The organism is Citrobacter sp. C1 (assembly GCF_014596895.2).
Taxonomy (GTDB): Bacteria; Pseudomonadota; Gammaproteobacteria; order Enterobacterales; family Enterobacteriaceae; genus Citrobacter; species Citrobacter gillenii.
The window spans coordinates 921529-935874 of sequence record NZ_CP115035.1 but is presented as its reverse complement, the minus strand read 5'-3'; the positions used below and the strand labels follow the sequence as shown (position 1 = coordinate 935874).

13 protein-coding genes are annotated in these 14346 nt (G+C 51.6%); 4 read left to right on the top strand and 9 right to left on the bottom strand.

The features are described from left to right. Positions 1 to 39 precede the first annotated feature (39 nt). The 5 genes from IB214_RS04450 to IB214_RS04430 form a co-directional block, all read right to left on the bottom strand. Positions 40 to 1038, bottom strand: coding sequence for a LacI family DNA-binding transcriptional regulator (locus tag IB214_RS04450; RefSeq protein ID WP_096755885.1), 999 nt, complete (start codon positions 1036 to 1038; stop codon positions 40 to 42). Positions 1039 to 1102: 64 nt separating this feature from the next. After that, a complete protein-coding gene (locus IB214_RS04445; protein ID WP_117343129.1) occupies positions 1103 to 2683 on the bottom strand; it encodes an FGGY-family carbohydrate kinase in 1581 nt (526 codons plus the stop codon). A gap of 53 nt (positions 2684 to 2736) precedes the next feature. After that, positions 2737 to 3687: an ABC transporter substrate-binding protein gene (locus IB214_RS04440; RefSeq protein WP_115257587.1), complete on the bottom strand. Its 951-nt coding sequence runs from the start codon at positions 3685 to 3687 to the stop codon at positions 2737 to 2739. 73 nt (positions 3688 to 3760) lie between these two features. Then, complete coding sequence (locus IB214_RS04435; protein WP_096755882.1) at positions 3761 to 4744, bottom strand: ABC transporter permease; 984 nt, start codon at positions 4742 to 4744, stop codon at positions 3761 to 3763. Between the two features lie 3 nt (positions 4745 to 4747). Further along, on the bottom strand, positions 4748 to 6247 hold the full coding sequence (locus IB214_RS04430; RefSeq protein ID WP_115257586.1) for a sugar ABC transporter ATP-binding protein: 1500 nt from the start codon (positions 6245 to 6247) through the stop codon (positions 4748 to 4750). A 465-nt stretch (positions 6248 to 6712) separates the two neighbouring features. Between IB214_RS04430 and fucI the strand changes: the two genes are divergently transcribed. The 4 genes from fucI (at position 6713) to fucR (ending at position 11220) form a co-directional block, all read left to right on the top strand. Continuing rightward, on the top strand, positions 6713 to 8488 hold the full coding sequence (fucI, locus tag IB214_RS04425; RefSeq protein ID WP_117343128.1) for an L-fucose isomerase: 1776 nt from the start codon (positions 6713 to 6715) through the stop codon (positions 8486 to 8488). A gap of 97 nt (positions 8489 to 8585) precedes the next feature. After that, positions 8586 to 10004: an L-fuculokinase gene (fucK, locus tag IB214_RS04420; RefSeq protein WP_117343127.1), complete on the top strand. Its 1419-nt coding sequence runs from the start codon at positions 8586 to 8588 to the stop codon at positions 10002 to 10004. A 1-nt stretch (position 10005) separates the two neighbouring features. Continuing rightward, positions 10006 to 10428, top strand: coding sequence for an L-fucose mutarotase (gene fucU / locus IB214_RS04415; RefSeq protein WP_117343126.1), 423 nt, complete (start codon positions 10006 to 10008; stop codon positions 10426 to 10428). A 57-nt stretch (positions 10429 to 10485) separates the two neighbouring features. Continuing rightward, complete coding sequence (gene fucR, locus IB214_RS04410) at positions 10486 to 11220, top strand: L-fucose operon activator (RefSeq protein WP_096755877.1); 735 nt, start codon at positions 10486 to 10488, stop codon at positions 11218 to 11220. Positions 11221 to 11247: 27 nt separating this feature from the next. Here fucR and rlmM read toward each other — a convergent pair whose 3' ends face one another. The 4 genes from rlmM to IB214_RS04390 all read right to left on the bottom strand — a co-directional run bounded on the left by rlmM (position 11248) and on the right by IB214_RS04390 (position 14262). Further along, a complete protein-coding gene (rlmM, locus tag IB214_RS04405) occupies positions 11248 to 12348 on the bottom strand; it encodes a 23S rRNA (cytidine(2498)-2'-O)-methyltransferase RlmM (RefSeq protein ID WP_096755876.1) in 1101 nt (366 codons plus the stop codon). Then, positions 12341 to 12736 carry a DUF423 domain-containing protein gene (locus IB214_RS04400; RefSeq protein ID WP_096755875.1) on the bottom strand — a complete coding sequence of 132 codons (396 nt, stop codon included), beginning with the start codon at positions 12734 to 12736 and terminating at the stop codon, positions 12341 to 12343. The genes rlmM and IB214_RS04400 overlap by 8 nt, the downstream gene beginning before the upstream one ends. 18 nt (positions 12737 to 12754) lie before the next feature. Then, positions 12755 to 13672: a glycine cleavage system transcriptional regulator GcvA gene (gene gcvA / locus IB214_RS04395; RefSeq protein WP_096755874.1), complete on the bottom strand. Its 918-nt coding sequence runs from the start codon at positions 13670 to 13672 to the stop codon at positions 12755 to 12757. A gap of 362 nt (positions 13673 to 14034) precedes the next feature. Then, positions 14035 to 14262: a YgdI/YgdR family lipoprotein gene (locus IB214_RS04390; protein ID WP_096755873.1), complete on the bottom strand. Its 228-nt coding sequence runs from the start codon at positions 14260 to 14262 to the stop codon at positions 14035 to 14037. Between the last annotated feature and the right edge of the window lie 84 nt (positions 14263 to 14346).

Genomic DNA, 14346 nt, shown 5'->3' with positions numbered 1-14346 from the left:
TATTCAGATTCAGTTAGCTGATTTATTATTAAAAAAGTATTATTTTTGTCTTACACGCTTAATGAGTTTCATCGGTACTTTTACCGTTTCTTTAATCGGCTGGTCTTCAATCGCACTCATCATCATGTCGAAGGCTTTTTCCGCCCAGACGTTTTCATCCTGCTGCATCGACCAGACATTATTGGCGAGGAATCCCAGCATCGGATGTTCATCGAATGTGCCGATATTAATATCAGGTGGAATAACGCCAAAACGATTGCGAATAGCGACGATGGCGCCTTCCAGCACAGGTAATGACGAGGCGATAAATGCCTGAGGACATCCCTGCTCAGCGATCAGTTTTTCCATTAACCGGTAGCCACCATCTGGCGTGTTATCCGGACCTTCACGCACCCAATCATGATGGGAAATACCATTGTTACTCAATGCGTTAAGATACCCCTGCAAACGATCGCCAATACTGGGCAGCCCGGTATCGCCCACCAAAAACCAGATTGGCGATTTTCCCGCATCGAACAAACTTTGCGTCAGCTTTTCGCCACCTAAACTATTATGACTTTCTACCAGCGCGTTATCGGTGTACTTAAAATCACGGTCAAGTAACACCATCGGTTTTCTAACCTGGCGTAAATGATGCTGCTGGTTTTCGAGCGTTGACGGGACAATAAAAAGTCCGTCAACATTACGTGCAATTAACGCTTTGGTTAATTTATTCTCGTAATCAACATCATCATAAGTACAGCTAATCGTTAACTGATATCCAGAACGACGACAGCGTTGCTCAAGCTTTTCAGCGAGCGTAGCAAAAAAGACGTTGGAAATATTGGGCACAATCAGCCCCAGCGTATCCGTTTTATTCAGTTTAAGGCTGCGCGCTGAATGGTTGATGACATAACCATAACGCTCAACATATTCATTAATGCGCGTTTGAGTTTTAACGCTGATACGATATTGCTCAGCTTTCCCATTCAACACCAGTCGCACGGTTGTTACCGATAAATTCAGATCGCTGGCTATCTGTTCTACTGTTTTAGCCATTATATGCCCCAGTTCACATCCAAAACGTCAATTCACAATCATAAAAGTATTTTAAACATTTGTCTTACAGCATCAGTTGGTTAAGCACCTGCTGCTGCCCCCACATAGTCAGATGCACCTGATATTTGCGGGCATAAAAGTCCTGACGCTTAGGGTTTGTCTTGATAACCTCACCGGGCGTCACCATCGCCTGACAAGCCGCCGGGAAATTTGCCCACGCCCCGCAGGCAACCGCACCGGTAATCGCCGCACCCAGCGTCACCGCATCTTCTTCCTGCATTAAATGGATATCGCATCCGGTCGCATCCGCATACTCACGTAGCCACAGCGGATTGTGCGTTGCTCCTCCGCACAGCGTCAGTCGTGTAATGGTGTGCCCATTTTCGCGCATCACTTCCATAATATGCCGCGTACCGCAGGCAATCGCCTGTAATGTTGCCAGATACAAGCGGGCAACCTGCCGCTCGCCACGTTCAAGGGTCAAGCCACATACGCTGCCGCGAGCATCCGGTCGCGCACGCGGTGAGCGGTTGCCATGATGATCGGCCAACACATGTAAGTTGCGCCCTGGTTCCGCTTCATTTTCCTCCAGTGCAGCCACCCATTCATTGACCAATACTATCGGATGGCAACCCCGCGCTTCGGCCTTACGATACAGGTCCGCACTGGCTCCTGACTCCTGAAGCGTCCAGTCGACTAACGCCCCGGCGGCACTTTGCCCGCCTTCGGTCAGCCAGTAGCCGGGTAGCATCGCGGACCAGTACGGTCCCCATACGCCCGGTGTATGAATTTCCTCTTCGCTGCACAGCATATGGCAGTTTGACGTGCCGCTGATCAACGCCAGCGTTCCCACAGGCTGAGCACCGGCCAGCGCCACACCGCCTGCATGCGCATCAATCATCCCGCTGGCAACCACAACATGTGTGGTCAGTCCCAACGCCTGCGCCGCTTCAGGGCTGAGCGTACCAACGGCGGCCCCCGGCGGTAAAATACGCGACGGGATTTTGCTGAGTAAATCTGTTAATTCAACGGCATCGAGCAACGAATGACTAAAACGTTGTTCGTGCGCCAGATAGTTCCATTTACAGGTCAGGGTGCACAGACCCGCTACATCGCTGTCGGTCGCTTTCCAGACCAGGAAGTCCGCCAGATCGTAGAATCGATGCGCGCGCTCCCACGTCGCAGGAAAATGATTCTTCAGCCACAGCACTTTAGGCAATTCCATTTCGACGCTGACTTCGCCGCCAACATAGCGCAGGGCGGGATCCTGCGTGGCGTTAATGCGTTTGGTCTCGTCTGCCGCGCGATGATCCATCCACATGATGATGTTATGGTCTGGCGATTCACCGGGTGAAACCGCCAACCCTTGTCCTTGTTCATCGAGAGCAACCAGAGAGCAGGTGGCATCGAATCCCAGTGAACGAATTTCCTCGACGGGAACCCCCGCTGACGACACCGCATCTTTCACCGCATGACACACCTGCTGCCAGATTTCAGCGGATGATTGTTCTACCCGCTGCGGACCGGGTCGAAACTGCGAGATAGGTAATGTCGCAAAGGCCAGTCGCGTACCATTGGCATCAAAGACACCGGCCCTGACGCTGGCGGAACCGACATCCACCCCGAGGAAATATCCACTGCTCATAGTAACTCCCTGACACTGGCTAAAAATGGGGCGAACGTGTCGCCCCAACGGTCTTATTTTTTACCGAATGGATGTAATAATTTGTCGATTTCCGGTGTATCAATGTTCTTCGCATTCACGAATTTAACCGGGATATCAATCTCTTTTGGAACAGCCTGACCCGACACGGCGGCATTCAGCGTTTTGATCCCCTGATAGCCAATCTGGTAAGCATCCTGCACCACAAAGCCCTGGATAACGCCGGATTTCAGGAAGGCAATAATCGCTTCGGTGCTGTCAAAGCCAATCACCTTCACTTTGCCCTTCAGGTTTTGACTATCAATGGCGTTCGCTACACCCAGCGTTGAACCTTCGTTAGTGCCATAGATCCCGGCAATATCCGGGTTGGCCTGAATCATATCGATGGTTTTATCCATCGCTTTTTGCGGATCCCCGTCGCTGTACTGAACTGGCAGCACCTTGATATCCGGATATTTTTCCTTCATGCGGGCAATAAACCCTTCCGAACGCTCGATTGCAGAAGAGGTACCGGCCACGTGCGCAATAATACCGACCTTCCCTTTGCTGCCCACTTCAGCGGCGAGCGCATCGGCGGCTTCTGCGCCGGCTTTACGGTTATTGGTTGCCACAAAGCTGACCGGAATGTCGGAATTCACGCCAGAGTCAAAGGTCACAACCTTAATCCCCCGTGAATTGGCCGTTTCCACCAGCGGTGCGAGGGCATTGGCATCTAACGCCGCCAGCAGCAGTCCGTTAGGCTTTTGCGCCATTGCGTTTTCAACCAACTGAATCTGCTCAGCAATTTGTGTTTCATCCGCCGGCCCTACATAGCTGGTTTTATCACCCAACTCTTTCGCTGCCGCTTCGGTCCCCATTTTTACGGTTTGCCAGAATTCATGCTGGAAACCTTTACTGACCACAGGGAGGTTCATATCTTTAGCCAACGCGCTGGAAGTCATGCAGGCCAGCAGGGATAACGCATAGACAAAATGCCTGGTTTTCATTGTTGTACTCCGTTCTGAGTGAGTCACCCTAAACGTCAGGGTTATGATGCCCCGCAACTTCCGGGAGCGTAAATCAACGAATTTTTTTGCGTAATGTGTCGAGATAAACCGCCGCGATAACCACCACACCCATTGCCACCATTTGCCAGAACTGGGAGACGCCCATCAGGTTGAGGCCATTTTTCAACACGCTCATGATGAATGCGCCGATAATCGTGCCGCCGATGGTGCCAATCCCGCCCATCAGGCTCGTACCACCAATCACCACTGCGGCAATCGCTTCCAGCTCATAACCCACACCAACCGTTGGCTGACCTGAGTTCAGACGCGAAGCAAGAATGACCCCGGCAATCCCGGTCAGCAGACCGCAGAAGGCGTAGACGAAGATTTTGACGCGCTGGACTTTAATTCCGGACAGGTGTGCTGCAACTTCATTGCTGCCCACAGCATAAACATAGCGACCAATCACCGTTTTCTTCAGGATGTACGCAGCGATTAGCGCCACCACCACCAGGTAAAAGACCGGATAAGGCAGCACGTCGAACAGGCGGCCCTGTGCCAGCATTTTGAAGCCTGGGTAATCAGCAAAGTAAATCGCGCGGCCGTCGGTCATCACCATGTTGATGCCCCTGACGGACATCATCAGGCCCAGCGTGGCAATAAAGGGCGGGATGGTCATTTTGGTGACCAACAGCCCGTTGATATAACCGCACAGCCCACCGGCTAACACGCCTGCCAGGATGCAAATCGGCAGAGGCAAACCCAGCGTGGCGCAGATACCGACCGCAACGCCTGAAAACGCCACCACGGAACCGAGAGAAAGGTCGATCCCGGAGGTGATAATGACGAAGGTAACGCCAATCGCCATGATGCCAATGACCGAGGTTTGCAGAGCAATGGTCATAATATTTTCAGTATTAAAGAAAAATGGCGATCCAAAACTGAAAAATATCACCAGAATAATCAAACTGAAAAGCGGCGCGAGGCGCATTAAAAGTTCTTTGTTAATTTTAATTTTTTTATTATTGCTGTCTGAAGAGGTTACAGAGATAGTCATAAATTAATCCTCTAACGTCGCGTATTGCATGATTTTTTCTTGTGTGGCGTCATCAGAAGCTAACTCACCGGTAATACGACCACTACGCATCACTAAAATGCGATCGCACATACCCAGCACTTCCGGTAATTCAGAAGAAATCATGATGATTGATTTCCCTTTTGCCACCAGTCGATTCATCAATTCATAAATTTCAAGTTTGGCCCCCACGTCAATGCCACGCGTAGGCTCATCAAAGATGAGAATATCGGTGTCTTTACACACCCATCTGGCAATAATGATTTTCTGCTGATTACCACCACTTAAATTTAATGCGGCCTGCTCAAGGTGTGGCGTTTTAATTCGCAGGGCTTTCACCTGCTCCTGGCTGGTTTGCTGACAGCGCTTGCTATCAACATTGCCGTAGCGATCGGAATACTCCGGGTAATTCCCCAGCATAATATTGCGCTCAACCGACAGCCCTAATGCCAGTCCTTCTTTTTTTCTGTCCTCTGTTAAATAGCTGATCCCCTGTTTGATTGCGTCAGGGATATCTTTAACCACGGTGACCTTACCGTTTAGCGTAATGGTACCGCTATCGATGGGATCCGCGCCGAAAATGGCACGCGCCAGTTCGGTACGCCCTGCGCCCATCAGACCAGCAAAACCTAAAATCTCCCCCTGATGCAGGGTGAAATCGATGTTGTTCAGTACCCCTTTGCGCGTCAGGCCGCTCACTTCCAGCACCGGTTTGTGCTGAGACAAAGGTTCACGACGCGGATAGATATTCCCGAGGTCACGCCCAACCATCATGGCAATTAAGTCGCTGATTTTTACAGCATCATAATCGACGGTGGCAATAAACTGACCGTCTCGCATCACGGTCGCGCGGTCGGCAATTAACGCCAGCTCTTCCAGACGGTGCGAGATATAGACAATGCCGGTACCCTGCTCTTTCAGCAAACGGGTTACCTGAAATAAACTGTCGATCTCCGTTTCCGTCAGCGCCGCCGTCGGTTCATCCATAATCAGAATTTTGGCATTCACCGATATAGCTTTGGCAATCTCAACCATTTGTTGTTGAGCGACGGTAAGATCGGCAACCAGCGTATCTGGCGCAATATTCAGGTTCAATTTTTGCAAAATATCGATAGCTGCCTGGCGCTGTTGTTTCTCGTCAAGACGCCAGCGGTTATTTTTGCAAAATTCCCTGCCAATAAAGATATTGTCTTCAACCGTTAACTCTGGGAATAAATTAAATTCCTGGTGAATAATCGTGATCCCGGCTTTTTGTGCACTTAACGGATTCGCGAATGAAACAGCTTGATCTTCAAAAATAATATTACCTTCATCCGGTTGATAAACGCCGGATAAAATTTTCATCAAGGTGGATTTCCCCGCGCCATTTTCGCCAAGCAGCGCATGAACTTCCCCTTTGCGTAACGCAAAATCCACATTACTCAACGCTAATACGCCGGGAAAACGTTTCGTAATATGACTCATCTGTAAAAATGTTTCGGACATTGCTGCTTTCCTCAATATACAGAAACTACAGTCGGTAAATCAGGCGAAAACAGCGTTGCCATGGAGCCATCGTCACCGTTAATGCGAATACTTCTTGAAAGCGTAGATACGTTTTTTGATTATTGCTAACTCGAGTTAGCGATTGCCTTTTAAAGGCTATTTTAGCTGCAAAAAATAACCAAATCATTTGGTTTAAAACTGTGACACTGGACAGGAATTTTCTCGTATATCATTAATTAAAAACAAGATTAACTAAAATCCGCACATTAATTTATTTGACGCAGATCGAATTTTAACCACTTCTCGTGAGGCCTCTCACAGTTCCACAACAAAAAAGTTGTGTAAAAAACTCGCTGATACCTAAGCTAACTCGAGTTAGCAAAAATGAAAAATTCAGCCAACTGCGACAGTGGTGTCCTCCATCCGCTTTTGCAGCACGGCATAAAGTGAGATGAGGAACCTCGAATGAAAAAAATGAGTTTACCGAAAATCGGTATTCGTCCGGTAATTGATGGGCGTCGTATGGGTGTACGTGAGTCGCTCGAAGAACAGACCATGAATATGGCGAAAGCCACTGCCGCGCTTATCACCGAGAAACTTCGTCACGCCTGCGGCGCGCAGATTGAGTGCGTGATTGCAGACACCTGCATTGCCGGGATGGCTGAATCCGCCGCCTGCGAAGAAAAATTCAGTAGCCAAAATGTCGGCGTGACGATCACCGTGACACCATGCTGGTGCTACGGCAGCGAAACCATCGACATGGACCCAATGCGTCCAAAAGCCATCTGGGGCTTCAACGGCACGGAACGTCCTGGCGCTGTTTATCTGGCTGCAGCGCTGGCAGCGCATAACCAAAAAGGTCTGCCTGCTTTCTCGATTTACGGTCATGACGTGCAGGATGCGGGTGACACCACCATCCCCGCCGATGTTGAAGAAAAACTGCTGCGCTTTAGCCGTGCAGGCCTGGCCGTTGCCAGTATGAAAGGCAAAAGCTATCTGTCCGTGGGCGGCGTTTCAATGGGGATCGCAGGATCCATTGTCGATCATAACTTCTTTGAATCCTGGCTGGGCATGAAGGTTCAGCCGGTTGATATGACCGAGCTGCGTCGTCGTATTGACCAAAAAATCTATGACGAAACCGAGCTGGAGATTGCGCTGGCGTGGGCGGACAAAAACTTCCGCTATGGCGAAGATCAGAATGCCCAACAGTACAAACGCAACGAAGAGCAAAGCCGCGCGGTCCTGAAAGAAAGTCTGCTGATGGCAATGTGCATCCGTGACATGATGCAAGGTAACAAGATACTGGCTGAAAAAGGCCTGGTCGAAGAGTCGCTGGGCTTCAACGCCATTGCCGCGGGCTTCCAGGGTCAGCGTCACTGGACCGATCAATACCCGAACGGCGACACCGCCGAAGCCCTGCTGAACAGCTCATTTGACTGGAACGGCGTACGCGAACCGTATGTGGTTGCCACCGAAAACGACAGTCTGAACGGTGTAGCAATGCTGTTTGGCCGCCAGCTTACCGGTACCGCGCAAGTCTTTGCCGATGTACGCACCTACTGGTCACCGGAAGCCGTGCAACGCGTCACCGGCCAGCCGCTGACTGGCCTTGCTGAGCACGGTATTATCCACCTGATCAACTCCGGGTCTGCGGCGTTGGACGGCTCCTGCAAACAGCGTGACAGCGATGGCAAACCGACCATGAAACCGCACTGGGAAATCTCCCAGCAAGAGGTGGATGATTGCCTGGCGGCAACCGAATGGTGCCCGGCTATTCATGAGTACTTCCGCGGCGGCGGCTACTCCTCTCGCTTCCTGACTGAAGGCGGTGTGCCGTTCACCATGACCCGTATCAATATCATCAAAGGTCTGGGACCGGTGCTGCAGATAGCCGAAGGCTGGAGCGTGGAATTACCGAAAGACATGCATGACCAGCTCGATGCCCGCACCAACTCCACCTGGCCAACGACCTGGTTTGCTCCGCGCTTAACCGGTAAAGGTCCATTCAGCGACGTTTACTCGGTGATGGCGAACTGGGGTGCGAACCACGGTGTGCTGACTATTGGTCACGTTGGTGCAGACTTTATTACCCTTGCCGCCATGCTGCGTATTCCAGTGTGTATGCACAACGTGGAAGAAGAGAAAATCTATCGCCCTTCAGCCTGGGCTGCACACGGTATGGACAGTGAAGGCCAGGATTATCGCGCCTGCCAGAACTATGGCCCGCTGTATAAACGTTAATGCGACTCTGCCCGGTGGCGCAAGCTTACCGGGCCTACAACTGTAAAATTTGTAGGCCGGATAAGCGCAGCGCCATCCGGCAACATTTGGAGTGGCTATGAAACAAGACGTTATACTGGTCCTCGACTGTGGCGCAACCAACGTGCGGGCCATTGCCGTTGACCGTCAGGGAAAAATCGTTGCCCGCGCCTCCACACCGAACGCCAGTGATATCGCCTCAGAAAACAGCACCTGGCATCAGTGGTCCCTGGATGCCATTCTGCAACGCTTTGCCGACTGCTGCCACCGCCTGTCATCTGAACTGTCTACCCGCCAAATCCGCGGGATTACCGTCACCACGTTTGGCGTAGACGGCGCGCTGGTTGATGAAAATGGCGAACTGCTATATCCGGTAATCAGCTGGAAATGCCCACGCACCGCCGCCGTGATGGCCAATATCAGCTGCCTGATGACACCACAGCAGTTGCAGGACATCTCCGGCGTCGGCGCCTTCAGCTTTAACACCCTGTATAAACTGGTGTGGCTCAAAGAAAACCACCCGCAATTACTGGAACGGGCGCACGCCTGGCTATTTATCTCCTCGCTTCTTAACCATCGCTTAACCGGTGAGTACACGACGGATATCACCATGGCAGGCACCAGCCAGCTGCTGGATATCCATCAGCGAGAGTTCAGCCACGACATTTTGCAGGCAGCCGGCATTCCACGCCGACTGTTTCCCCGCCTCGTTGAAGCAGGCGAGCATATTGGGACGTTGCAAAGCACCACGGCAACATTGCTCGGGCTGCCGACGGGCATTCCGGTCATTTCCGCCGGGCATGATACACAGTTCGCTCTCTTTGGCGCGGGCGCACAGCCGGACGAACCGGTGCTCTCCTCCGGCACATGGGAAATTTTGATGGTGCGCAGCGCGCAGGTGAATACCCCACTGCTGAGCAAGTATTCCGGCTCCACCTGCGAGCTGGACAGCCACGCCGGGCTGTACAATCCCGGTATGCAATGGTTGGCTTCCGGCGTTCTCGAATGGGTACGCAAGCTGCTGTGGACTGCCGATACGCCGTGGCAAACGCTTATCGATGAAGCCAACGCCATTCCGGCTGGGGCTGATGGGGTAAAAATGCAGTGCGATCTGCTCACCGGCGCGAACGCGGGTTGGCAAGGCGTCACGCTCAACAGCACGCGGGGACATTTATACCGTGCGGCACTGGAGGGACTCACCCACCGGCTGCAGCAAAATCTACAGACACTGGAGACCATCGGTCACTTCCAGGCGACAGAGCTGCTGCTGGTTGGTGGGGGAAGTCGTAACGCGCTGTGGAATCAGATTAAAGCCAACGTTCTGGGTATCCCGATCAAAGTGCTGGATGACGCCGAAACCACCGTTGCCGGGGCGGCGATGTTTGCCTGGTCAGGCATTGGGGAATTTACCTCACCGGAGCAGGCTCGCGCCCAGGTGCACTACCAGTACCGATATTTCTATCCGCAAACTGAACCCGAACTCACAGGAGTCGAGTGACATGCTAAAAACGATTTCCCCTTTAATTTCCCCCGACCTGCTGAAAGTGCTGGCTGAAATGGGTCACGGCGATGAAATTATCTTTTCCGATGCTCATTTTCCCGCGCACAGCATGGGGCCACAGGTGATCCGCGCCGACGGCCTGCAGGTCGACGCCCTGCTACAGGCGATTATTCCGTTGTTTGAACTGGACAGTTACGCTCCGCCGCTGGTGATGATGGCGCCCGTTGAAGGGGATTCACTCGACCCAAGTGTCGAAACACGGTATCGCGATGCGCTCTCCTTGCCAGCGGGCGGTCCGGGTATCACGCGCATTGATCGCTATGCATTCTACGAGCGGGCGCAAAACGCGTTTGCTGTCGTTATCACCGGCGAGCGGGCAAAGTACGGAAATATTCTTTTGAAAAAAGGCGTAACACCGTAATCTCTGATCGGAGTGCCCGTCAGAGGCGGGCATTCATCCAACGATGAGGATCGGACCATGAAAGCGGCGCGCCAGCAGGCGATAGTAGACTTGCTCATTCACCATCAAAACCTGACCACTGAAGTTTTGGCTTTGCAGCTGAACGTCAGTAAAGAGACTATCCGCCGCGATCTCAGCGAACTACAAACCCAGGGAAAAGTCCTGCGCAGCCACGGATGCGCCAGGGTCATTCAGCGGGAAAATCAAAACAGCGGCGACCCGTTTCACATTCGACGTAACAGCCATCATGCGCATAAAGCCGATGCCGCACGGGAAGCGCTGACATGGATAGAAGAAGGCATGGTGATAGCCCTGGACGCCAGCTCGACCTGCTGGTATCTGGCCCGACAGTTGCCGGATATCAACATCCAGGTATTTACCAACAGTCAGCCCATTTGCCAGGAACTGGCCAAACGTAAACATATTCAGCTCATCTGCTCAGGCGGTAGGCTGGAGCGTAAGGACGGTTGCTACGTGAACCCGTCGCTCATTTCTCAGTTGAAATCCCTCGACATCGACCTGTTTATTTTTTCCTGTGCCGGGATCGATAGCAGCGGCACGCTTTGGGATTCCAACAGCCGCAACGCGGAGTTCAAATCTATTCTGCTCAAGCGTGCATCACAGTCATTGCTGCTTTTCGATAAAAGTAAGTTAGATCGTTCTGGCGAGGCCCGGATCGGGCATCTGGAGGAGGTCACGCATATTATTTCGGGTGAACAGCAGACAGACGGTGCGGTAATTCAGGCCGGATAAACGTATGCGTCATCCGGCCCGGGCGTCTTATCGCTCGTCGCGACGACCACCAACAGCCGCCCACAGACGGCGCACGTGCACAGTCACTTCTTCGCGGTCATGGTACAGCTGACGCGCCTGAATTTGTGCATTGATGTTGTGTTCATCCAACTGCTCCTGAATATATGCCAGGTTTTGCGACACTTCTTCGTAGCGTTTTTTCATCGGCAGTTTGAGATTGAAAATCGTCTCACGACACCAGCCATTGACCAGCCACTGCGCCATCAGCGCGGCAACTTTCGCCGGCTTCTCCACCATATCGCAAACCATCCACGAAATGTTGCTACGATTCGGACGGTACTTAAATCCGTCTTCACGCAGCCAGGTAACCTGTCCGGTATCCATCAGGCTTTGCGCCATCGGACCATTGTCCACGGAGTAAACCCACATGTTGCGTTTGACCAGCTGATAGGTCCAGCCGCCAGGACATGCGCCTAAATCCACCGCATACATGCCGTTTGCCAGACGCTCATCCCACTCATCGGCCGGAATAAAGACATGCAGCGCTTCTTCCAGCTTCAGCGTTGAGCGACTCGGCGCATCGGCCGGGAACTTCAGACGTGGGATCCCCATGTAAAACGGCGAGTTGTTGTCAGGCCAGGAATAACCGGTGTAACAACAGCCCGGCGCAATAAAGAACACGTGGACAACCGGGCGCTTTGGTGTCTCATACTTTGCCAGCACGCCCGCTTCGCGCAGCGCCGCACGTAGCGGTACGGTAAATTTGCGGCAAAACTTCACCAGTTCTTTGCTTTCGTTAGTGTCGGCCACTTCGACACGCAGATCGCCACCCTTCTCCACTACGCCCTGCAACATGCCAACAATCGGCGTAATGCGGTCTTCCGGCGGTAAATATTGCAGCAACTCGCCGACAACAAACATCTGGCGAGCAAAAATCAGCGAGCTAAACGGCAACTCTTTTACGAGCTTTTCAGCATCCCCCTGCTGATAGCACTCAAAAGTCACGTACCCCGCATTGTCTTTCACGCGGGCAAAGCCGAACACTTCCCGGCGTGTTGCTTTATCCGTAATTTCTGCGGCGCACTCTTTCTCAAAACCCGGGCGACACAACAATACAACCTTATTCATGGCTAACGCCCTTACGTTTCAATCGAATAGCACCCACTAACATCAGCGCCCAACCTACCAGGAAGCTGAAACCACCGACCGGGGTAACAAACGCCCACAGGCGTAAATGAGAGAGCGCGAGGCAATACAGGCTACCGCTAAACAGCACGGTGCCTAATGCCATGAACACGCTACTCCAGTAAAACCAAATGCTGATACGTCGCTGCATGGCGACGGCCAGACCAAAAATAGCCAACGTATGAAACGCCTGATACTCAAGACCGGTCTGGATCCAACCCATTTCAACAACGCCAAGCGTTTTGCTTAGCACGTGAGCCCCAAACGCGCCCAGAGCAACAAAGATAAAGCCACTTATGGCGGCAAAAATCAGCATAAAACGGCTGGTCATGTTAATACCCTACGTAAATTATTGTTCGTAACGAAAGCGGAATTTTTCTTGTTCAGTGGCCGCTTTCGCCAGAATCCACTGACGGAAGGCGGCTATTTTACCCAGTTCTGCCTGACTGTCATGACAAACCAGATAAAACGCGTTTTTGCTGACCAACACATCATTAAACGGGCAAACCAGACGGCCCGCTTCAATTTCTGATTGCGACATCACGTTATTGGCCAGCGCAACACCCTGTCCATGGATGGCAGCCTGTAGCACCATGGCGCTATGGCTGAAGATAGGTCCCTGCTGAACGTTAATATGATTCAACCCAAGCTGGCGCGTATAGGCCTGCCAGTCGCGGCGAGAAGCATCATGCAATAACGTGTGCTTTGCCAGATCCTCTGGCGTCTTCAGCGGTTTATCGCCGGTGAGCAATAAAGGAGAGCAGACCGGCAACAGATATTCTGCGTACAATTTTTCTACGCGCAGGCCAGGCCAGTTGCCGCGACCATAAAAAATCGCCACGTCAACATCGTCAGCCAGTTTATCTTCCTGACGGTCAACCGCCTGGATCCTGACGTCGATTCCCGGATAAGCTGAGTTAAAGCTAGAGAGTCTGGGCACCAGCCATTGAATGGCAAAACTGGGCAATAAACTGACGGTAAGCGCACCTTTTGCACTGCGTGCCTGAAGTTTACGCGTCGCATCGGTTAATTGCGAAAAAATCTCTTTGATGTCGAGAAAGTAGCTTTGGCCTTCTTCCGTCAACAGAAGAGATCGATTGCGTCGACGGAACAGCTTCAGCCCTAGGAAATCCTCGAGTGACTTGATTTGGTGACTTACTGCGGCCTGCGTCACAAAAAGCTCTTCTGCTGCGCGAGTAAAGCTCAAATGACGCGCCGCGGCATCAAAAACACGTAACGCATTTAAGGGTGGTAATCGTTTTGACATGACTTTTAGGCTTTGATGTTAAATGAATTTAACAGTTATCTAACAGGCTGTAACCTATTAGTTTTTTTAATCTGAGCCATTATAAATTGTCCGTTGAGGTTCTACCAGCAAATACCTATAGTGGCGGCACTTCCTGAAGCCGGAACGAAAAGTTTTATCGGAATGCGTGTTCTGGTGGGCTTTTGGCTTACGGTTGTGATGTTGTGTTGTTGTGTTTGCAATTGGTCTGCGATTCAGACCATGGTAGCAAAGCTACCCTTTTTCACTTCCTGTACATTTACCCTGTCTGTCCATAGTGATTAATGTAGCACCGCCAATTTGCGGTGCTTTTTTTTGTCTGCGTTTTATCGATGGCCGAGCGGCTAGTTCTCCAGTTCTACCATCTCTTTCACGTCAGTACGGTTAATCTGCTGTTTGTTGCCGTTAGCGTCCTTGTACGAAATCATTCCCGTTTCATCATCGGTCTTTGGCTTACCATCAGACACGATTGTCCGACCATCGTTGGTGTGCATAACATAGTTCGAACCAGAACAGGCGCTCAGGGCAAAAGTCAGCATACAGGCAGAGATAATGGCGGCAGTCTTTTTCATATTCTTCTCCTTAAAGCGATTTATGCTAGATAAAACGAATTTCATAACAGGCAAAAATCTTCGCCCAACATTATCTAGCATAAG